Genomic DNA, 21,811 nt, shown 5'->3' with positions numbered 1-21,811 from the left:
CGACCAGTCGAGTGGAGGCCAGTCTTACTTTTTCGTTTTTTTTGATTTTCAGTGGCGCGGCGTTGCTGGCCTCTGTGGCCCTGTTCACCCGCCAGCCATTGCTCATCGCCTATATCGCCCTGGGCGCGCTGATAGGCCCCTATGGCGCAGGCTGGGTGACCGATCTGGAGTTACTGGCGGAAATCGCCGAGTTCGGCATCATCTTTCTGTTGTTTTTACTGGGCCTCGACATGCAGCCCCAGGCGTTGCTCCACAGCCTGCGTAAAACCCTCAATATTGCCCTGTTAAGCTCCCTGTGCTTTTTACTCATTGGCTATGGCGTCAGCTGGGCCTTTGGCTTCAGCCAGCGCGAAGCACTGATTGTCGGCGCAGCGATGATGTTCTCCAGCACCATTATCGGTATCAAGCTGCTACCGACCACCGCCCTGCACCACCGCCTTAACGGTGAGCTGATGGTCGGCATACTGCTACTACAGGACATGATCGCTATTCTGGTACTGCTGCTGCTTATCAGCATGGGGCTGGGGGAGTTTTCTGCCACACAGCTGGGCAAAACCCTGCTCGCCGTGCCGCTGCTCATCGCCTTTGCCGTCACCACAGTACGCTATGTGCTACTCCCACTGCTGCAACGCTTTGACCGCTTCCACGAGTATATTTTTCTTGTCGCCATCGGCTGGTGTCTGGGCTTAGCGGAAGCCGCCCATGCGGTGGGCTTGTCGGCGGAAATGGGGGCATTTCTGGCGGGTATCAGCCTGGCGACCAGCCCGATTTCCCAATATATTGCGATTAGCCTCAAGCCACTGCGGGATTTCTTTTTAATTCTGTTTTTCTTTTCTCTGGGCGCCCGCTTCAACCTGGGCTTGCTCGGCGAGATCATCATTCCCTCCGCCGTATTGGCGGCGCTGATTCTCAGCGTTAAACCCATCAGTTTTCGCTACCTGCTCCGCGGCGCACTGCACTCGCGGAAACTGGCCTGGGACCTGGGCTTTCGTCTGGGCCAGATCAGCGAGTTCTCGCTGCTGATTGCCTACCTGGCGGTGGAGACTCAACTCATTGGCAGCGCGGCCTCCCATCTTATTCAGGCCACGGCGATCATCAGCTTTATTGTGTCATCGTATATCGTAGTGATGAATTACCCGACGCCCATCGCCATCAAAGACAGCCTGCGCCGGGATTAGTATTAACCAGCCCTAGCGGAACACCACGTCAAACATCACCGGGATAGTTGCGTTGATCGCCTGCAAGCCTGCCAGTTCACGCAGCTTTTCTACCCCCGCCCCCATGCCAAAGGCTGTCGCATCGACGAATACCGGCTTCGTTGTGACCGCACTGAATGCGCCGTCGGCACGCTTTGTCACGATAACAGACAGGCTTGTGCTTTGGGATTCGCCGTGTAGCGAGAGCTCCCCGGCGATATCCAGCTGCTGTTGCTGACCCACTGACAGCTCCTGTAATTGCTCTATCGGCAAAGTGCCGCTAAAGCTCGCCTGTGGAAAGCGGTCGATTTCAAACAGGAATTTACGCATCCGCTCATTGCGAATCGGGATACCGCTGGCGACGCTGGCCAGCCCAATTTTTACCGCAAATTTACCCGATGCATCGTCGATAGTGCCCGTCAGGTTTTCAAAACTCATTGACTCGGCAACACGGTTGTTTTTTACACTGACAAAGTGCAGGGTCGAATTATCCTTGTCTAAAGACAGCGCCTGCAAATGGCTTGCAGCCAGCGTCATCAATACACCTATCGTCAGATTTTTCACTGTTACTCTCCTGATTTTCACAACATGGCAAAAAGGGTTACTACGCCGTCAGGCTAGCATATAACATGCCGCTCAGCCGAGAAGCACCAAACAGCAGACAAAAAAAAGCCCGGCGAGAACACCGGGCTTTGCTATCAACTGACTGCCAATCAGATTGAGCTTTCCAGCTCTGGCAGTGCGTCGAACAGGTCAGCAACCAGACCGTAGTCTGCAACCTGGAAGATCGGAGCGTCTTCGTCTTTGTTGATGGCAACAATGACTTTAGAGTCCTTCATACCGGCCAGATGCTGGATCGCACCGGAAATGCCCACAGCGATGTACAGCCCCGGAGCAACAATCTTACCAGTCTGACCCACCTGCATGTCGTTGGGAACGAAGCCCGCGTCGACCGCTGCACGTGATGCACCAACCGCAGCACCAAGCTTGTCAGCCAGAGAGTACAACATGCTGAAGTTGTCGCCATTCTGCATACCACGACCACCGGATACTACGATATCCGCAGCAGTCAGGTCTGGACGATCGCTCTTGGCCAGCTCTTCTTTCACATAGCTCGAGTTACCAGCATCGTGGGCGCTGCCCACTGCTTCAACTGCCGCAGAGCCGCCTTCAGCAGCAGCGGCATCAAAGGCTGTTGCACGCACAGTGATAACCTTGATCGGGTCAGAAGACTGGACCGTCGCAATAACGTTACCTGCGTAGATCGGACGCTTGAAGGTATCGCCACTTTCAACAGAAATAATTTCTGAAATCTGGGCAACATCCAGCAGGGCCGCAGCACGAGGCAAGGTGTTTTTGCCGTTGGTGGTCGCGGGAGCCAGAATGTAACCGTAGTCTTTACCCAGCTCAGCAACCAGCAAGCTGACGTTTTCCGCCAGCTGGTGGCCGTAGGCCGCGTTGTCGGCAACCAAAACCTTGCTGACACCGTCGATTTTCGCTGCGGCTTCACCGGCAGCGGCACAGCCTTCGCCAGCGACCAGCACAGTGATATCGCCACCGATCGCTTTCGCGGCGGTAACTGTGTTCAGGGTTGCCCCGTTGATGGAGGCGTTGTCGTGTTCTGCAATGACTAGAATGCTCATTAGATTACCTTCGCCTCGTTTTTCAGTTTATCAACCAGCTCGGCAACGTCTGCGACCTTGATACCCGCTTGACGCTCTGCAGGTGGCTCGACTTTCAAGGTTTTTACACGGGGAGCGACTTCCACACCCAGATCGGCGGGTGTAGTGACATCCAGAGGCTTTTTCTTGGCCTTCATGATGTTGGGCAGAGACGCATAGCGCGGCTCATTCAGACGCAGGTCTGTAGTCACAACCGCGGGCAGAGACAGCTTAACAGTCTGCAGACCGCCGTCGATTTCGCGAGTGACTTCAACGCTGTCACCGTCAACAGCAACTTCAGAGGCGAAAGTACCCTGAGCCATTCCAGACAGTGCCGCCAGCATTTGGCCAGTCTGGTTGTTGTCGCCATCGATGGCCTGCTTACCGAGGATAACCAGCTGAGGCTGCTCTTTGTCTACGATCGCTTTCAAAACCTTGGCAATGCCAAGCGGCTGCACTTCTTCGTCGGTTTCTACCAGGATACCGCGGTCTACACCCAGTGCCAGCGCAGTACGAATCTGCTCCTGAGCAACTTTGGGGCCGACAGATACGGCTACGATTTCAGTGGCGATGCCTTTTTCTTTAAGACGTACCGCTTCTTCAACAGCGATTTCACAGAATGGATTGATCGCCATTTTGACATTATTCAGATCAACGCCAGTACCGTCCGACTTGGGACGTACTTTGACGTTGTAGTCAACGACTCGTTTGACAGCAACAAGAACCTTCATGGATTCCCCAGTAAACGCGTAAATGAATTGAAATGGCTGACCGTCCTTACGCCGCGAAGTGTGTAACCAACCTTCGACCAGACGGAGCCCCTTTTGAAAAGCGCCGTTATATTGACGCTTATGGCCTGCGAGGTCAACCAATGGGCGTCAGAATCCATGGGCTAAGCCACTGGATTTACCCGATAAAGGGCGATATTCACCATAACTGATATTTATAAAGCGTATAATCGATTATAGGGGGCTAAATCAGCAGCTTAGCCCGGTGCGCTAGTGGCCTTTTCCACCGCAGGCACCTATAATTCCGCCCTTTAACGGCGACAAGGGCTCAACCTATAAGGGCTCCGCCACCCCGAGTTACAGAGGAGAGAGTCTGTGGAACGCGAATCAATGGAATTTGACGTCCTGATCGTCGGTGCGGGCCCCGCCGGTCTGGCGGCAGCTTGTAGAATACGCCAGTTGAGCGAGAGCACCGGCAAAGACATCAGCGTCTGCGTCGTTGAAAAAGGCTCCGAAGTCGGCGCCCATATCCTGTCAGGTGCGGTATTTGAGCCCAGTGCGCTGAATGAGCTGTTCCCGGACTGGAAAGAAAAAGGCGCTCCGCTGAACACACCGGTAACCGGCGACGATATCTACTACATGACCAGCGCCGAAAAGGCGATCAAGGTCCCCGGCTTTGCCGTCCCCAAAACCATGCACAACGAAGGCAACTACATTATCAGCCTGGGTAATCTGTGCCGCTGGTTGGCCGAGCAGGCCGAAGGCATGGGCGCGGAAATCTATCCCGGTTTCGCCGCCTCCGACGTGCTGTACCACGAAGATGGCAGCGTAAAAGGCATCATCACCGGTGATATGGGTATCGCTGAAGATGGTAGTCAGAAAGACAGCTACATGCCCGGCATGGAACTGCACGCCAAGTACACCCTGTTTGCTGAAGGCTGCCGCGGACACCTCGGCAAGCGCCTGATGGAAAAATTCAACCTGAACGAAGGCCGTGACCCCCAGCACTACGGTATCGGTATCAAGGAATTGTGGAAGATCAATCCCGAAAAACACAAGGAAGGCCTGGTTCAGCATGCCACCGGCTGGCCTCTGGCTGAAAATGGCGCCTTTGGCGGCAGCTTCCTGTATCACATTGAAGACAACCAGGTATCGATTGGTCTGATTACCGACCTCTGCTACGACAACCCCTGGCTGTCACCCTTTGAAGAATTCCAACGCTTCAAGCAACACCCCGTGGTCAAGCAGTACCTCGACGGCGGCGAGCGTATTTCCTACGGCGCTCGGGCGATCGCCAAGGGCGGCCTGCAATCCCTGCCGAAGATGACCTTCCCCGGTGGTCTGCTGATCGGCTGTGACGCCGGCACCCTGAACTTTGCCAAGATCAAGGGCAGCCACACCGCAATGAAGTCCGGCATGATCGCCGCCGAAGTGGTGCACAAGGCAATCACCGAGGAAGAAAAGTCCGGCGTTGAGCTAACTGAATACACCGCCGCCTTTGAAAGTTCCTGGCTGTATAAGGAACTGCACGAACAACGCAACTTTGGCCCTGCTCAGCACAAGTATGGCAACCTGGTCGGTTCCGCCTACGCCTTTATCGACATCAACATCTTCGGCGGGAAACTGCCGTGGACCATGCGCGACGACCACGCCGATCACGCACAGATGAAGCTGGCCAGCGATTGCAAGAAAATTGAATATCCCAAGCCGGATAACAAGATCAGCTTCGATCGCCTGACCTCGGTATTCCTGTCCAATACCAACCACGAGGAAGATCAGCCCTGTCACCTAACGCTGAAGGACCCCGAGCTGCCGATTCGTGAAAACCTGCCCAAGTACGCTGAGCCTGCCCAGCGCTACTGCCCGGCCGGGGTATACGAAGTGGTTGAAGACGACGCCGGTGAACCGCGCTTCCAGATTAATGGACAGAACTGTGTTCACTGCAAGACCTGCGACATCAAAGATCCAGCGCAGAACATTGTCTGGGTAACCCCTGAAGGTCTCGGCGGCCCGAATTACCCGAATATGTAGACAGAAAAAACTCGAAGAGCACACGCTAAGCCCTTAATTTATTAAGGGCTTTTTTATGGCTTAATGAAATTAAACAACAACCAGGACGGCACAGCTTGTGCACCGCTGAAAGTGGGTTTAATCAGGAAAGACGACCCAGGGAGAACACACCACCGCTAGTGCGCAACACCAACTCCTCGCCGTCCTGCTCGGCGAGCTCAACCAAGCGGTAGAAACTGGCGCGATTGATCCGCGCCCACAGCCCGTGGCGGGTCAACACCGCGGGGCGCGGCTCGTCAGTGTTTTTATCTGCTTCGACCTTGAGGGGGTGATTTTCACCCAGCTCGAACCAACTATCGACATTAGTCTTAACCACAATGCGCTGGGCGCCGCTCTGGTCGGCCTCAGCAACTTCGAAGTCCACTACGAGCAGGGGAAGGTCTTCGACTTGAACCCGCCATTTTTCAACGGGCGTTACCAGGTAATACTCGCCATCTTCTTCCCGACGCAGTATGGAGGCAAAAAGTTTCACCAGTTCGTGGCGTTTTATTTCACCGCCTTCGTGAATCCAACGACCATCGGCGCACAGACGAATATCGATATCACCACTCAATTCCGGCTGCCATTTTTCAATTGGTGGCTGACCGCGCTGATCTTTCAATAGCTTTTCGAGTTGCTCGAGATTGCTCATCCGCCGCCCCTGCCGCTGGTCCACTCAGATATGCCGAACCTTGATCACGCCGTCCAGCGCTTCTATGTCTGCCAGCAGCGCGTCGCTGACTTCACTGCCGACATCGATAAGATTATAGGCAATTTCATCGCGGCTTTTGTTCAACATGTCGACGATATTAATATCGGCATCGGCCAGGATAGACAGAATGCTCCCCAGAATTTTGGGCACATTGCGGTTCACCACCGCCAGCCGGGCCTTGCCGCTCCGTTCCAGTTGCAGAGACGGAAAGTTCACCGAGTTAGTGATATTGCCGTTACAGAGAAAATCGTCCAGTTGATTAGCCGCCATAATCGCGCAGTTATCTTCCGCCTCGTCAGTGCTGGCGCCAATATGCGGCATCAGTATCACATCGTCACGTCCGATCAGCTCCGGCGTCGGGAAGTCAGTAATAAACTGGCGGAGCTTGCCTGCTTCCAGAGCCTCTATCACGCTGTCGACGTTAACGATTTCTTCCCGGGCAAAGTTCAGCAAGCAACACCCGGGCTTACAGTTCGACAACAATTCCGCATTGACCAGGCCCCGCGTCGCGTCCAATACAGGAAGGTGAAGGGTAATGTAATCGGCGCGGCTAAACAGGCTACCCAGGTTTTCCATGCGTTTTACTGCACTCGGCAAGCGCCATGCGGCGTCTACCGACAGCGCGGGATCATAACCCACCACATTCATTCCAAGGTCGAGGGCCGCATGGGCGATCAGCGAGCCAATGGCACCCAACCCAACGATACCGAGTGTACGGCCCGCCAACTCGTTGCCTTTGAATCGCTTTTTCTCTTTCTCGAGCAGCTTGGCCAGCTCTGCGCCGTCTTTCATATCGCCGAGGGTGTTGACATAGGCAATACCCTGCAGAATTCCCCGTGAGCCCAGTGTCAAACCGGAAATCACCAACTCCTTGACCGCATTTGCATTTGCGCCGGGGCTGTTAAACACCGGAATACCGCGGGCGGTGCAGTCGGCTACGGGCACATTATTGGTGCCGGCTCCGGCCCGAGCAATGGCCTTCACTGACGGCGCGATATCTGCTGGCGCCAGCTTATGACTACGCAGCAGGATGGCATCCGGGGCGGTAAATTCACTGGCAATTTCGTATTGGTTCCGGGGCAACCGCTCCAGACCTTTTATCGAAATCTGGTTCAGGGTAAGAATTTTGAACACGTTTAGGCTCCTAAAAAACCGTTGCTACGGAAATACTCTGCGGCCTTCAGTTGGCAGGCAGAATATCCTGAAGTGATGCCAATTCCCGCGACGAGATCAGTGGCATAGAATGAAAGGCGTTCAACTGACTGATTTTTCCGTCCACCGCGACAGCCGCAGTAAAGTCATTGTCCTGGGCCAACAACCGAAAGTCCCAGCGCGCCGCATCAGGGCCGATGAACTGAGTCACGTTCATGCCATCGAGCAGAAAGGAAAATTCGTGAAGTGCAATGGACAAGCCCTGCCCCCTAGCCTTGAGGTAGGCTTCTTTCAGCGTCCAATAACGGAAAAACGCCGACAATTTCTGCTCTTCAGCAACCGAACGCAATGCGGTCGCCTCGTCGGCTGAAAGATAATCGTCGGCGGCATCGAGCATTCCCGCACTGTCGGTCTGAAACTCAACATCGATACCCACAGCTTGACCACCACTTACCGCGCAAAGGGTTAAACCGTGGGTGTGGGCGGCGTTAAAACAGATATGGCGTGTCGCCTCTCCGAGTAATTCGGGCTTGCCGAATTCATTGGTACCAAAGCTCAATGCTTCGGGAGCGAGGTCGCAATATTCTGACAATACAGTACGCAATAGTGCTCGGCTGACCAGATAGGCACCGGCCTGGGTGGAGAACTGGCGCTGGCGGTACTCTTCTTTTTCCTCATCAGAAAGTATGGCTTCGTAGCGTTCATACTGGTTCAGCAAACGCGGCTCGTCGGTAGCACAACACCAGACATCGACTTGTCCTGGCTCGAGGCGACGAATAGTACTCGTCCTGTTCATTATTTATTCCTTGCTGCCCGGACGACACAACGGGTCCGGGCAGAGACTACTTGTAATTATTCTGATTAACAGCACAGCGGCTATCAGTTGATCTTAACCTCTGCCTCCGTCCACAGCGTATTGAAATAGGCCGAGAACGCCTGCGACGACGCACTGCGCATCACACTGCGCTCGACATCAGCAATCGCCTTCGGCGTCAGCTGCGCCCGTGAACCCTGCTCAACCGCCAGCAGCTGCAACACGATGTAGTCACCATTCTGACGCTTGAACAGGCCCAGCGACGGTTGAGACGCCGTTGGCGCGGCGAGACTGAACACCCGCTGGCGCAGTTCGCCGTCTACACTGATATCACTGCGCTTGATATCGCTATTGGTGCTGAAGGTGTACGATCTGGCCTTTGCCAGTGCCTCGGCCGATTCGCCTTTTGCAATTTTTTCCCGCAGTTCCGTTGCCGTCTCACTGGCGATGGCCTCGGCTTTTTTACGCCGCAGGGTCACCTTGATATTCTCGCGAACATCGTCATAAGCCAGTGTAGCGGGCGCCTGATAGTCATCGACATGCACGACAATATAATGCTCCGGCGACAACTCAATCACTTCACTGTTCAGCCCCTGCTCCCGCAATTCAGCACTGAAGGCCGCCCGACGAACTTGCTCGTGGGCAAATATTGAATCATTGGAGGATTGAGACAACCACTCCGACTGCTGCACTTTGACGCCGAGTTCCTCCGCGGGCATCCGCAGGTTTTCCGCATTGAAGACCAGGTCGCGCAGGGATTCCACCGTGGACACCATCACTGGCTGGGCTTTTTGCCGACGCAGACGCTCGGTAATTTCAAGGCGGGACTCGTCCAAGCTGGGTACCTCACCCTCTTTAACGCTGACCAGTTTAATCAGATGCACACCTGCCTCGGTTTCAACCGGCTGGGAGATTTCGCCAACCTCAAGGGCCGCCAAGGCGTCTTCAAATTCCGGGGGAAAACTATCACCCGCCGTGAAACCCAGGTAGCCGCCATCGCTGGAAGAGCCAACATCTTCTGATTCAGCCTTGGCAACATCAGCAAAGCTGTCACCGGCTTCAATCCGGGCCTTCAACGCCGTCAGCTCCGCGATGGCTGCCTTGCGATCGCGCTCGTCGTTCACCTCGAGCAGTATATGTGCCGCCTCGCGCTCGGCAGAGCTATCCAGGCTGGCGATGTAACGTTGATATTCCGCCTGCACCTGCTTTTCTGACACTGGCTCGTAGAACTGCTCTTCCTTGATTTCAATATAGGAGAGCTTCACTTTCGGCTCGCTCTGGAACTGCTGGGGATTGGCGTCGTAATACGCCTTCATCTCGTCGTCACTGACGGTGACGCTGTCGAGGAATCCGGACAGTGGCAGCTCGATAACATGAAAATCGCGAGTTTCATGAACAAAGCCAATAGCCTTGTCCACTTCGTCGGCGGTGATAAAGGCAGACGAGGCCATCGACGCCGACAGTTGTTGAATAATGAGATCGGAGCGCAGTAGTTGCTTGAACAGCGCACTGCTATAGCCCTGCAAACGCAGCACCTGCTGATAGCGTTCTTGCGAGAAGCGACCGTCCTCATGGAATTGGGGCATTCCGGCGATGACCGAATTCAGCTGCTGGTTTGAAACTTCGATGCCGGCATCAGCAGCGGCCTGCAGCAACAGTTGCTGCTTGATAAGCGAGTCGAGGGCGGGTTTGCGCAGCACGGCGTCGTCCAGCATTGCCGGATCGACCTGGTCGCCCATCATGCCGATCAATCGGCGTTTTTGCATAGTGATGGCTTGCTGCAACTCTGCTTCCGAAACGTCTTCACCGTTGATGATCGCCGCCGGCGGCTGAGCACTGCCACTGAACAGACTGTCGATACCAAATAGAGCAAAGGGAACCACGATGATGGCGATAACAACCTTTGCGGCGGTGCCCTGAATATTATTGCGGATATTTTGCAGCATTAACCTGTGACCTGAATAAATATAAAAAAAGCGCATCTCGCGATGCGCCTTTCATGCGAGGTTTGACCTCTAAATGACGTCCTTGCCTAGCATCCTCTCAGACGCAAACTTAGTTGCACGCGTCTTTCAGTGCTTTACCCGCTTTAAAACTTGGAATTTTCGCAGCGGCGATTTCGATTGGAGCTCCAGTCTGAGGGTTGCGGCCAGTACGGGCTGCACGCTCTTTGACACTGAAGGTTCCGAAACCGACCAGCGATACTGCGTCGTCTGCTTTCAGCGCTTCGGTGATAGCAGCAACAGTAGCATCCAGTGCACGACCAGCCGATGCTTTTGACAGATCAGCAGACTCGGCGATCGCGTCGATTAGCTCAGATTTATTCACTTAACCTTCCCCTTCAAATTTGTTTTTTAGAAACTCTATGACAACGCTGAGGGCGGCGGCTGCACGATAGACATACACTGCATAGCTCACCGTTTCAGAGATTGGGATTTATACCAAGTGCGTTATGGGTGGTCAAGGAATCTCTACATGACTAGGTAGATAATTCTAAAACCACGCAAAACCAAGCCCTATGCGGCATACAGGCCGACCATAGTTTGGCCGGCATGTAAAGTGACCACCGCTAACTTTGCAAATTAATGCGCACTCGGTCGAGTGTCGTTAGATTCGTCTTTTTTTGCTTCAATGCTTTTTCTCGCCTCATCCAGACCCGCCAGATACTCCTCCTCGGAGATTTCCTGGGGAATGGATTCCAGCGCCAGTGTCAGCACCTCGTCTATCCATTTTACCGGCTTGATGTCGAGATCCGCTTTTATGTTTTCCGGAATTTCCTTCAAATCCCGTTCGTTTTCCGCAGGAATCAATACCGTGCGAATACCGCCCCGATGGGCCGCCAACAGCTTTTCCTTCAAGCCGCCAATGGCCAACACCTGCCCACGAAGGGTGATCTCACCCGTCATGGCGACATCGCTGCGCACCGGTATACCGGTAATCACTGACACCAGCGCGGTGCACATTCCAATTCCCGCTGAGGGACCGTCCTTGGGCGTCGCGCCTTCAGGCATATGAATGTGAATATCGTGGCGGTCGTGGTAGATCGCGGGAATACCCAGTCGCTTGGAGCGACTACGCACCACTGTCATCGCCGCCTGAATCGACTCCTGCATCACATCGCCGAGGGAACCGGTCTGTACATGCCGACCCTTACCAACGACAGACACCGCCTCAATGGTCAGCAGTTCGCCACCCACCTGAGTCCAGGCCAAGCCGGTCACCTGGCCAATCTTGTTCTCTTCCTCAGCCTTACCGAAGGTGAAGCGATGCACACCCAGGTAGTCCTCGAGATTAGCGGAACTGACCTCAATGGCCGAGCTGTCATCGTTCAAGGCCACGTTTTTAACGATTTTGCGACAGACCTTGGCGATCTCCCGCTCCAGCCCCCGCACGCCCGCTTCGCGGGTGTAGTAGCGCACGATGTCCTGCACCGCATCGTCGCCGATACTGGCTTCCTTCGCCTTCAGCCCGTTGTTTTTGAGCTGCTTGGGAATAAGATAGCGCCGCGCGATATTGATCTTTTCGTCTTCGGTGTAGCCAGGTATGCGGATCACTTCCATACGATCCAGCAGCGCCGGCGGAATATTCAGCGAGTTGGAGGTGCAGATAAACATCACATCTGACAGGTCGTAATCCACCTCCAGGTAGTGATCGTTAAAGGCGTGGTTCTGCTCAGGGTCGAGCACCTCCAACAGCGCAGACGCCGGATCACCTCGATGATCCATGCCCATTTTGTCGATTTCATCGAGCAGAAACAGCGGATTGCGCACGCCGGTCTTGGACATTTTCTGCACGACCTTACCCGGCATTGAACCGATGTAGGTGCGACGGTGGCCACGTATTTCAGCCTCGTCGCGAACACCACCCAACGCCATGCGCACAAATTTGCGATTGGTCGAACGGGCGATTGATTCACCCAATGAGGTCTTGCCCACGCCCGGAGGCCCCACAAGGCAGAGCACCGGACCTTTAACTTTTTTGACCCGCTTCTGCACCGCCAGATATTCCAGAATTCGGTCTTTGACCTCTTCCAGGCCGTAGTGGTCGGAATTGAGTATTTCCTCGGCACGCTTGAGGTCATGCTTGACCCGCGAGCGCTTCTGCCAGGGAATATTGACCAACCAATCGATATAGCCTCGCACCACCGACGCTTCGGCTGACATTGGCGACATCATCTTCAGCTTGGACAATTCCGCCTTGGCTTTCTCCAACGCTTCTTTGGTCATTCCCGCGTCGGCAACGCGTTTTTCCAGCTCTTCCAGCTCGTTAACACCGTCTTCGGAATCACCCAGTTCACGCTGAATGGCCTTCATTTGCTCATTCAGGTAGTACTCGCGCTGGCTCTTTTCCATCTGTTTTTTAACGCGCCCGCGAATCCGCTTTTCAACCTGGAACAGGTCGATCTCGGACTCCATCATGGCCATCAAATGCTCCAGACGCTCGCGCTCGTCGCTCATTTCCAGCACGGCCTGCTTCTGCTCCAGCGCCATACTCATATGGGCGGCCACGGTGTCTGCCAAACGCCCTGGCTCGTCGATACCCGACAGTGAGGTCAGCACTTCAGCCGGGATTTTCTTGCTGAGGTTGATATATTTTTCAAACTGAGACACTGCGGAACGCAGCATCACTTCAGCCTCTTCCTCGGCAATTTTCTGCTCGTCCAGCGGGACGATTTCCGCGCGGAAGTATTCCTCCTCCGCCGCGATCACGTTAATTTGCGCGCGATAGCTCCCCTCCACCAGCACCTTCACAGTGCCGTCAGGGAGTTTAAGCAATTGCAGAATATTGGCGACGGTGCCGATATCGTAGAGATCTTCGGTGCCAGGCTCGTCAACATCGGGATTTTTCTGGGCGGCAAGAACAATTGCTTTGTCGCTGGCCATTGCCAGCTCCAGGGCACGAATAGACTTATCGCGACCAACAAACAGGGGAATTACCATGTGGGGGTACACCACTACGTCCCGCAGGGGCAGCAATGGAAACTCCAGATTTTCGCGCTTTTCAGCCATTAGTTCGCCTCGTGTCCGAAATGCAATACCACCAAAGCCACTGATGTTACGTTTATTGGCGGCGCTATGGTTCTAAGATGGGGATTTGGCTAGACAAATACAAGACTTGACTTGTAAAGAAACTGACAAAAAAGCCGCCCTTAAGGCGGCTTTGGTAGAACTGGTCAAATCCCCATCACTCTTCAGGGGCAACCTTGCGCTGATCGCTGTACACCAATATCGGCGCTGAATCTCCCTGAATAACCGAACTGTCGATAACCACCTTGCTGACATTGTCACTCGACGGCAAGTCGTACATGGTATCCAGCAGTACCGACTCCAGAATCGACCGCAGACCCCGAGCACCGGTTTTTCGAGTCATTGCCTTTTCGGCAACTGCACGCAAACCATCGTCGCGGAAATCGACTTCGACCCCTTCCATGTCAAACAGCTTCGCGTACTGCTTGGTCAGGGCGTTGCGCGGCTCGGTGAGAATACTCACCAGCGCGTCGATATCCAGCTCTTCCAGGGTTGCAATAACCGGCAAGCGGCCTACAAATTCGGGAATCAGACCGTAGCGCACCAGATCTTCCGGCTCAACCTCGGCCAGTACTTCGCCAACGTTGCGCTTTTCGTTCTTGCTTTTGACTTCTGCACTGAAACCGATACCGCCTTTTTCTGAGCGGTCGCGAATTACCCGGTCCAGGCCGGCAAAGGCGCCGCCGCAGATAAACAGAATGTTCGAGGTATCCACCTGCAAAAACTCCTGCTGCGGATGCTTGCGCCCACCCTGGGGAGGCACCGAGGCCACCGTTCCCTCGATAAGTTTCAGCAGCGCCTGCTGAACCCCTTCTCCGGACACATCCCGAGTGATCGACGGGTTATCGGATTTCCGTGAAATCTTGTCGATTTCATCGATATACACGATGCCCATCTGGGCTTTTTCTACGTCGTAATCGCACTTTTGCAGCAGCTTTTGAATGATATTCTCAACATCTTCACCAACATAGCCCGCTTCGGTCAAGGTTGTCGCATCGGCGATAGTGAAGGGAACATCAAGCAGTCTGGCGAGGGTTTCCGCCAGCAGTGTTTTACCACTCCCTGTCGGTCCCACCAGAAGAATATTACTCTTACCCAGCTCTACGTCATCCTTGCCGTTACCGCCGTGGCGCAGGCGCTTGTAGTGGTTGTACACCGCTACAGCCAGCACCTTTTTCGCGCGGGATTGGCCAATGACATATTGATCGAGGGTGCTGTTGATTTCCTTCGGGGACGGCAGCTTCTCACGGCTGGTTTCGCCGGTGGATTCCTGCACTTCCTCGCGGATAATATCGTTACACAGATCTACGCATTCATCACAGATAAACACGGAAGGGCCAGCAATCAATTTGCGTACTTCGTGCTGACTTTTGCCGCAGAAAGAGCAATACAGCAACTTGCCGTTGTCGTCTGCGCCGTCTTTACTACTCATTAATTTCCACCTTGTCGACTTTTAGGGCGAATTTCCACCTGATTATAAAGATGACCCCTTTTGCCCTGATTTGCAAGTTTAGCGGGCGCAGCGTACTGCGCCCTGGGCATTAACGCGAGGTTAATACCTCGTCAACCAGGCCGTAGTCACAGGACTGCTGAGCGTTCATAAAGTTGTCGCGCTCAGTGTCCCGGGCAATGGTTTCGTAGTCTTGACCGGTGTGCTCCGCCATCAGGCGGTTGAGGCGCTCGCGGATAATCAGAATTTCGCGGGCTTGAATATCGATATCTGTGGCTTGCCCTTGGGCACCGCCGCTAGGCTGGTGAATCATGGTGCGCGCATTGGGCAGAATAAAACGCTTGCCCTTGGCCCCACCACTCAGCAAAAACGCGCCCATGCTGGCCGCCTGACCAATACACATGGTGCTCACGTCAGGCTTGATAAAACGCATGGTGTCATAAATTGACAGCCCCGCAGTGACCGAGCCACCCGGCGAATTGATGTACAGATGGATATCCTTGTCGGGGTTTTCTGACTCGAGGAAGAGCATCTGCGCCACAATCAGGTTGGCCATGTGATCTTCAACCGGGCCCACCATAAAAATTACCCGCTCCTTGAGCAGACGGGAATAAATGTCGTAGGAGCGTTCGCCGCGAGCGGTTTGCTCGACGACCATTGGGATAAGACCCAGGCTGGTGATAGTGCTGTTGCTGCTTCCGTCAATGGAGTTGCGGGACATATACTCAATTCTCTTCGTGGCGTGAACTGACTGTTAAGTTATGGCATCCCAGAAAAAAATCAAGCGACGGAGCCGGAGCCCAGTCGCTTAACGAAGACCACCAAACAGGTGAGTTTAGTCTTCTTCATCTTCCTTCGCTGGTGGCGACATAACTTCTTCGTAACTCAAAGTTTCTTCGCTAACCTTCGATTTTTCAAGTAGTTTTTCAACTACTTCTTCTTCGATGACCATGCCTTCGATCTGCTGTAGCTGCTCGGGCTGGCTCATATACCAGTTGATCACCTCTTCCTTGTCCTCATAGCTCGACGCCATTTCTTCAAGGGCCGCGCGCACTTTGTCGCTGTCGGCGGTGATTTTTTCCGAGGTAATCAGCTCATTCAGCACCAAACCCAGCTTGACGCGGCGCTCGGCATTTTCACTGAACAGCTCATCCGGCAGAATGTCCTTGGGGTTGATCTTTTCTGCCAGGGCACCGAATTGCTGCATTTGCTGGTTGCGCAGTGCGTCGATTTCCTGAGAAACCAGCGCCTTGGGCACCTGCAGGTCAGAATGCACTTCAAGCACTCCATCCATCACCTGGTTTTTAATACGCATTTTCACGGCGTTTTTCAGTTCGCGCGCCATGTTCTTTTCAACTTCAGCGCGGAAGGCCTCTTCGCCACCCTCTTCAACACCGAACATTTTGAAGAACTCATCGTTCAGCTCGGGCTTGATACGTTCATTGACCGAGTTCACAGTAATTTTGAACTCAACCGCAGCGCCTTTCAGCTCTTCGCTGTGGTAGTCCTCGGGAAAAGTCAGTGCCAACACTTTCTCTTCACCGGCAGACATACCGACAATACCGTCTTCAAAGCCAGGAATCATACGCCCGGAACCCAGTTCCAGATCAGTGCCCTCGCCCGCGCCGCCGTCAAAGGCTTCGCCATCTTTGGTACCAAGGAAGTCGATATTAACCTGATCGCCTTCCACTGCGGCGCGCTCAACAGCCTGCCAAGTGGCGCGCTGCTGACGAAGGTTGTCGATCATTTTATCCAGGTCAGCGGCGGTGATTTCAGCTACCGGCTTTTTCACTTCAATACTGCTGTAGTCTTTCAGCTCGATCTCAGGAAACACTTCAAAAGTCGCAACGAACTCGATGTCCTTGCCTTCTTCCATGCTCTTCGGCTCGATCTCGGGGCGGCCAGCGGGCTTCAGGCCCTGCTCGCGAATCGCCTCATAGAAAGAGTCATTCATAACCTGGCCCAGCACTTCCATGCGAACGGACTGACCGAAACGCTGACGCACCACTTTCATGGGAACTTTGCCTGGACGGAAACCGTTCAGTTTGACGGTTTTGGCGGCTTCTTGCAGGCGGCTGTCCACTGCACTATCAACACGGGATGACGGGACACCGACGATTAAGCGACGCTCGAGACCAGAGGTCGTTTCAACTGAGACTTGCATGGAAGTTCCTCAAAAGCGATCTAACATACAGGCAGTGATATAGAGAGGCTGCCCGTTATCAATAAGAATTCTTTGAAATGGTGCGGATGGAGAGACTCGAACTCTCACGCCTCGCGGCACCAGAACCTAAATCTGGCGTGTATACCAATTTCACCACATCCGCACACCACAAACCGTCTAAGTATTTGAATTAACACGGTTTAAGCGTGAATTATCCAACCACGGCTGAATAAGGTCGCAAATTGTGCCACAGGGCCAGCCCGCGATCAAGCGTAGCCCTGTAACTCCGGCCAAGAAAGGCCGGAAAGGTGAGTCGAGCGCTTAAACGCGCTCGATGATCGTGCTGATACCCTGCCCCATACCAATACACATGGTAGCAAGGCCGAGGGTCGTGCCCTTTTCTTCCATCACGTTCAGCAGAGTGCCGGTGATACGGGTACCGGAACAACCGAAGGGATGACCGAGGGCAATAGCGCCACCATACAGATTGACCTTATCGTCCATCTTGTCGAGCAAACCCAGGTCCTTGAGGACAGGCAGGGCCTGTGCCGCGAAAGCCTCATTCAGCTCGACAGTGTCGATGTCGTCCATGGTCAAACCGACCCGCTTCAAGGCTTTTTGGGTAGAAGGCACCGGGCCATAGCCCATAATAGAGGGATCAACACCCGCCACCGCCATGCTGCGGATTTTAGCCCGCGGCGTTAAACCCAGGTCCATTGCACGCTGGCCAGACATGATAATCATGGCAGAGGCGCCGTCGGCGATCTGTGAGCTGGTGCCTGCGGTCACCGTACCGTTTTTGGGATCGAAGGCCGGACGCAGCTGTGCCAGGCTTTCCAGGGTCGTTTCCGGACGGATAGTGGTGTCAGCCTTGACCAGCATCTTGCGACCGTCTTCGTCGTGACCGGCGATAGCAATAATTTCCCGGTCCAGATGCCCTGCTTCCCGCGCCGCTGCCGCCCGCAGGTGAGAGCGCAGACCGAACTCATCCTGCTGCTGACGACTTATGCCATGCAGCATGCCCAGAGCCTCGGCAGTCATCCCCATCATGCCCGCTGCCCGCGCAACGTACTTGCTGGCCTGGGGGTTGGGATCAACACCATGATTCATGGCCAGATGGCCCATGTGCTCCACGCCGCCGACCAGGAAAGTATCCCCCAGACCTGCGGAGATAGAGGCCGCCGCGGTGTGCAGCGCTGACATTGAGGAGCCACACAGACGACTGACAGTTTGAGCAGCCACTTCGTGGGGCAGCTTGGTCATCACGGACATCATTCGAGCGATATTCCAGCCCTGCTCATTGGTCTGGTTAACACAGCCCCAGATCACGTCCTCGAACAAGGCCGGATCGACACCGGGGTTGCGCGCCAACAGGCCATCAACCAATTCCGCTGACATGTTTTCCGCACGCACATTGCGGAAAACACCATTTTTGGAACGCCCCATTGCTGTACGGGCGTAATCCACAATCACTACATCATTTGCTTTGAAGTTCATGTTCCAGTCTCCGCCCGATTATTTAAAGAAAGATTCGCCGTTAGCCGCCATCGCACGCAGGCTGTCTGTCACCTGGTACAAGGGACCGAGGTCGGCATAGCGATCGGCCATCTCGACAAAGGCCTTCACCCCCATCTGGTCTATGTAGCGCAGCGCGCCGCCACGGAAAACCGGGAAACCTATTCCCATAATCAAGCCCATATCGGCATCAGCCGGGTTGCGCACGATGTTTTCATCGAGGCAGCGTACCGTTTCAATGCACATTGGAATCAGCATGCGGGCCAGAATGTCGTCGTCGGAAACCTCAACTGTCTGCTGCTTAGCCTCTGCCGCCATCGCCAGCGCGGTGTCGTCCTCAGTTTTCCTGGGCTTGCCACGCTTGTCTTCTTCGTATTTGTAGAAGCCGATGCCGTTTTTCTGGCCAAAACGGTTGGCCTCGAACATCATCTGGGAAATGCCCTTGAAGGGATGACGCATGCGATCGGGGAAACCTTCTGCCATCACTTCGGCAGCGTGGAAGCCGGTATCGATACCGACAACATCCATCAAGTAGGCCGGCCCCATGGGCATGCCGTAACGCTCCATCACTTTATCAACATGGCGGAAGTCAGCACCGTCGCGCACCAGCATGTCGAAGCCTGCAAAATAAGGGAACAACACACGGTTGACGAAGAAGCCCGGGCAGTCATTCACCACAATGGGAGTCTTGCCCATTTGCAGGGCGTACTTCACTGTACGCGCCACCGTCTCGTCGCTGGTTTTTTCGCCGCGAATGACCTCAACAAGAGGCATGGCGTGCACTGGATTAAAGAAGTGCATTCCACAGAAGTTCTCAGGTCTTTCAAGTGCTTCTGCAAGATAACTAATGGATATAGTAGAAGTGTTCGACGCCAATACAGCGTCTTTGCGAATATGCTTTTCGGTCTCAGCCAGAACGGCGTGCTTGACCTTCGCATTCTCAACGACAGCCTCGACAACAACATCGACGCTATCAAAGCCGTCGTAGGTGAGCATCGGACGAATACTGCTCAACACAGACGCCATTTTATCCGGGGTCATGCGGCCTCGGGAAACACGCTTGGACAGCAGCTTGCCAGCCTCCTTCATACCCAAAGCAAGGCCGGATTCGGCGATGTCCTTCATCAGAATTGGCGTGCCTTTATAAGCTGACTGGTAGGCGATACCACCACCCATAATACCGGCGCCCAATACCGCCGCCTGCTTGACGTCGCCGCCCTGCTTGGCCACGGTTTTGGCGTACTTGCTTACGCCCTGCTCATTCAGGAACAGACCGATCAATGCGTTGGACTGGGGCGTGCGAACCAGCTTGATGAAGTGCTCGATCTCGACCTCAATGGCCTCTGCGCGATTCAAGCCACAGTTGCGCTCCATGGATTTCACCGCAGTGAGAGGCGCAGGCATGTTTTTACCCGCTTGCTGGGCCACCAGTGCCTTACCAGTGGTAAACGCCATCATGCGCTCGATGTCGTTCAGTTTCACCGGCGTGGTTTTCTCTACGCGGCGAGCCTGGTAGTCAAAGTCTCCGGCGATGACCTTTTTCAACAGGTCAATCGACGCGTCCTTGAGCAGTTCCGGCGCAACAACCGCATCCACACCGCCGTCTTTCAGCGCCGCATCGGGTTTTTGCTGATTACCGGTTGCCACCCACATTGTCGCGTTATCGCAGCCGATCAGGCGTGGCAGACGCACGGTGCCGCCAAAACCGGGGTTGATGCCCAATTTAACTTCCGGCAGACCAACAATGGCAGAGGACGACATCACCCGGAAGTCGCAGGCCAGACACATTTCATAGCCGCCACCCAGAGCAACGCCGTTAATTGCAACTACAGTGGGCACCGGCAGGTCTTCAAAGGCATTGAAAACATCATTGGCCTTGCTGGCCCATTCGCGCAGTTCTTCGTCTGGCAGTTGAAACAGTTCGGTAAATTCGGTGATGTCGGCCCCGACGATAAAGACATCCTTACCGCTGGTAACCACCACGCCCTTGAGCCCGGGAGCTGCTGCCAAGGCACTGGTCGCCTCGCCGAGTTCCTGCAGGGTTACGCGGTTAAATTTGTTGACAGAGTCGCCTTGAAGATCGAAGCAGAGCTCCGCGATACCGTCTTCCAGAAAGCTTGCGCTTAACGCCTTGCCTTGATAAATCATTGTTTTCCCTCTGTTCGAGTAGTGGGCGGCGGCATTTGCCTGAAGCAACATGTTTACCATGTAAACATTCGGGAGCTAAAGCTACCGGAATCTGCGTTTCATGGCAAGCGCAACGGGCAAAGGCCGTGTCAATTAGCTATTCAGTCAAGCACTCAGGATCGAAGCGGTAGCCCTCACGCAGCCAAGTGGCCAGCTCCACCGCAGCGGGATGGGCTATCTCATCACACCGGGCCGCTAGCACTTGCTTTTCGGCGCCGCTCATCCCATCCAGGCCACGTCGCTGAAAATCCTGCCAGTGTCGCTGTAACAAGTCCGCCAGTGCGCCGGGAAGTGATGCCAACGCGCTGGCCAGGCGCTCGTCAAAGGACTCCGCCTGTGCAGTATAGACCTTTGGCAGATCCTGCAAGACCGGAAGGGATAAATGGAACTGATTCATTGGGTTGACGTAGTGGCCACTGCACAACCGGGACAGGGCCGCCGGGCGCCCCTGAAAAGGAGAGATATTCAAAAAACGGCTGCTGCGCCGACCGTCATTCACCGGATAGTTATCCCACAGCAGTGGCAGCCGGCCGAGTTTATCGGCGGCAGCGCGCATATCCTGCTCACTGTAGGCCTCGCTGATAACCCTGGAGCCAGTCCACAACAGGTCAATATCGGCGCTAAGGCCGTCAGATAAGTCGGCAAAATACCCCTGCGGGCAGGCACCGAACAATTCTTCAAGTATCGGATCGTCGCTGTAGTAACTGGGGCACACGGCGAGCTGCAACTCAGGACAGTGATGGCGCACTGTATCAACCACGGCCAATTGATTGGTGGCAAGATGGGGATTCCCCGCCGGCAGATCATCAAACAAAATCCACAGGCGGTTTGGCGACAACACCTGAATTTCATCCAGTTTTTGCCGCAAGGCATCGCGGTCACCCTCCCGATAGTCCGCCTGAAGGCCAACCGGAGACAAGCCCAAACCCCATTCAATGCCAGTTTCGCAGCATGCCTTAGCCAGGGCGGCGAGATTTTCTCGCTGGACCGGGGTAAAGGGAGTGCGCCACTGACTGCGCAAACTGGTGTCGCCCTTGGGCGCATAGAGATAGCTGCGATAGCCCCAGGATTTCAGCAACGGCGGCAACGACAAGCGCTGCGCCCAGCTCCATTGACGGCCGTAGAATCCTTCTATGACCCCCAAGTGAAAGCTCAC

Annotated in this window: 17 protein-coding genes and 1 tRNA gene; 2 read left to right on the top strand and 16 right to left on the bottom strand. The window is 54.6% G+C overall.

Annotated features, from left to right (window positions below; all coding sequences use genetic code 11):
• The first annotated feature begins 11 nt into the window (after nucleotides 1-11).
• The gene (locus tag HCU74_RS07950; protein ID WP_168449852.1) at nucleotides 12-1,178 is read left to right on the top strand and encodes a cation:proton antiporter domain-containing protein; all 1,167 of its coding nucleotides are present in this window, start codon (nucleotides 12-14) and stop codon (nucleotides 1,176-1,178) included.
• Nucleotides 1,179-1,190: 12 nt separating this feature from the next.
• On the opposite strand, the gene HCU74_RS07945 is transcribed toward HCU74_RS07950, so the two are convergent.
• From HCU74_RS07945 to HCU74_RS07935, 3 genes are all read right to left on the bottom strand, one after another.
• Nucleotides 1,191-1,760, bottom strand: coding sequence for a YceI family protein (locus HCU74_RS07945; RefSeq protein WP_168449851.1), 570 nt, complete (start codon nucleotides 1,758-1,760; stop codon nucleotides 1,191-1,193).
• 149 nt (nucleotides 1,761-1,909) lie between these two features.
• Entirely contained in the window at nucleotides 1,910-2,839 is a 930-nt protein-coding gene (locus HCU74_RS07940) for an electron transfer flavoprotein subunit alpha/FixB family protein (protein WP_168449850.1), read from the bottom strand.
• Nucleotides 2,839-3,588: an electron transfer flavoprotein subunit beta/FixA family protein gene (locus HCU74_RS07935; protein ID WP_168449849.1), complete on the bottom strand. Its 750-nt coding sequence runs from the start codon at nucleotides 3,586-3,588 to the stop codon at nucleotides 2,839-2,841. The genes HCU74_RS07940 and HCU74_RS07935 overlap by 1 nt, the downstream gene beginning before the upstream one ends.
• Nucleotides 3,589-3,960: 372 nt before the next feature.
• On the opposite strand from HCU74_RS07935, the gene HCU74_RS07930 reads away from it, so the two are divergent.
• Nucleotides 3,961-5,616 carry a 4Fe-4S dicluster domain-containing protein gene (locus HCU74_RS07930; RefSeq protein ID WP_168449848.1) on the top strand — a complete coding sequence of 552 codons (1,656 nt, stop codon included), beginning with the start codon at nucleotides 3,961-3,963 and terminating at the stop codon, nucleotides 5,614-5,616.
• Nucleotides 5,617-5,737: 121 nt separating this feature from the next.
• Here HCU74_RS07930 and HCU74_RS07925 read toward each other — a convergent pair whose 3' ends face one another.
• From HCU74_RS07925 to HCU74_RS07865, 13 genes are all read right to left on the bottom strand, one after another.
• Nucleotides 5,738-6,286 (bottom strand): DUF1285 domain-containing protein, encoded by a 549-nt coding sequence (locus HCU74_RS07925; RefSeq protein WP_168449847.1) that lies wholly within the window; start codon nucleotides 6,284-6,286, stop codon nucleotides 5,738-5,740.
• A gap of 24 nt (nucleotides 6,287-6,310) precedes the next feature.
• Nucleotides 6,311-7,480: an NAD(P)-dependent oxidoreductase gene (locus tag HCU74_RS07920; RefSeq protein WP_168449846.1), complete on the bottom strand. Its 1,170-nt coding sequence runs from the start codon at nucleotides 7,478-7,480 to the stop codon at nucleotides 6,311-6,313.
• Between the two features lie 46 nt (nucleotides 7,481-7,526).
• Nucleotides 7,527-8,294, bottom strand: coding sequence for a 4'-phosphopantetheinyl transferase family protein (locus HCU74_RS07915; protein ID WP_168449845.1), 768 nt, complete (start codon nucleotides 8,292-8,294; stop codon nucleotides 7,527-7,529).
• Nucleotides 8,295-8,377: 83 nt separating this feature from the next.
• The gene (locus HCU74_RS07910; protein ID WP_168449844.1) at nucleotides 8,378-10,258 is read right to left on the bottom strand and encodes a SurA N-terminal domain-containing protein; all 1,881 of its coding nucleotides are present in this window, start codon (nucleotides 10,256-10,258) and stop codon (nucleotides 8,378-8,380) included.
• A gap of 109 nt (nucleotides 10,259-10,367) precedes the next feature.
• Nucleotides 10,368-10,640 (bottom strand): HU family DNA-binding protein, encoded by a 273-nt coding sequence (locus HCU74_RS07905; protein WP_168449843.1) that lies wholly within the window; start codon nucleotides 10,638-10,640, stop codon nucleotides 10,368-10,370.
• Nucleotides 10,641-10,894: 254 nt separating this feature from the next.
• The gene (lon, locus tag HCU74_RS07900; protein WP_168449842.1) at nucleotides 10,895-13,321 is read right to left on the bottom strand and encodes an endopeptidase La; all 2,427 of its coding nucleotides are present in this window, start codon (nucleotides 13,319-13,321) and stop codon (nucleotides 10,895-10,897) included.
• A gap of 175 nt (nucleotides 13,322-13,496) precedes the next feature.
• Nucleotides 13,497-14,771 carry an ATP-dependent Clp protease ATP-binding subunit ClpX gene (gene clpX / locus HCU74_RS07895; protein ID WP_168449841.1) on the bottom strand — a complete coding sequence of 425 codons (1,275 nt, stop codon included), beginning with the start codon at nucleotides 14,769-14,771 and terminating at the stop codon, nucleotides 13,497-13,499.
• A 109-nt stretch (nucleotides 14,772-14,880) separates the two neighbouring features.
• Nucleotides 14,881-15,510 (bottom strand): ATP-dependent Clp endopeptidase proteolytic subunit ClpP, encoded by a 630-nt coding sequence (gene clpP / locus HCU74_RS07890; RefSeq protein WP_282596015.1) that lies wholly within the window; start codon nucleotides 15,508-15,510, stop codon nucleotides 14,881-14,883.
• Between the two features lie 114 nt (nucleotides 15,511-15,624).
• Nucleotides 15,625-16,953: a trigger factor gene (gene tig, locus HCU74_RS07885; protein ID WP_168449840.1), complete on the bottom strand. Its 1,329-nt coding sequence runs from the start codon at nucleotides 16,951-16,953 to the stop codon at nucleotides 15,625-15,627.
• Nucleotides 16,954-17,031: 78 nt separating this feature from the next.
• Nucleotides 17,032-17,116 (bottom strand) — tRNA-Leu (locus HCU74_RS07880).
• Nucleotides 17,117-17,274: 158 nt separating this feature from the next.
• A complete protein-coding gene (gene fadA, locus HCU74_RS07875) occupies nucleotides 17,275-18,450 on the bottom strand; it encodes an acetyl-CoA C-acyltransferase FadA (RefSeq protein ID WP_168449839.1) in 1,176 nt (391 codons plus the stop codon).
• Nucleotides 18,451-18,468: 18 nt separating this feature from the next.
• The gene (gene fadB / locus HCU74_RS07870) at nucleotides 18,469-20,616 is read right to left on the bottom strand and encodes a fatty acid oxidation complex subunit alpha FadB (protein WP_168449838.1); all 2,148 of its coding nucleotides are present in this window, start codon (nucleotides 20,614-20,616) and stop codon (nucleotides 18,469-18,471) included.
• Between the two features lie 136 nt (nucleotides 20,617-20,752).
• Nucleotides 20,753-21,811, bottom strand: a complete 1,059-nt coding sequence (locus tag HCU74_RS07865) for a beta-N-acetylglucosaminidase domain-containing protein (RefSeq protein ID WP_168449837.1) — start codon at nucleotides 21,809-21,811, stop codon at nucleotides 20,753-20,755.

This window comes from Spongiibacter thalassae, assembly GCF_012272835.1.
GTDB classification, from domain to species: domain Bacteria; phylum Pseudomonadota; class Gammaproteobacteria; order Pseudomonadales; family Spongiibacteraceae; genus Spongiibacter; species Spongiibacter thalassae.
This window is presented reverse-complemented; position numbering and strand designations above follow the sequence as displayed.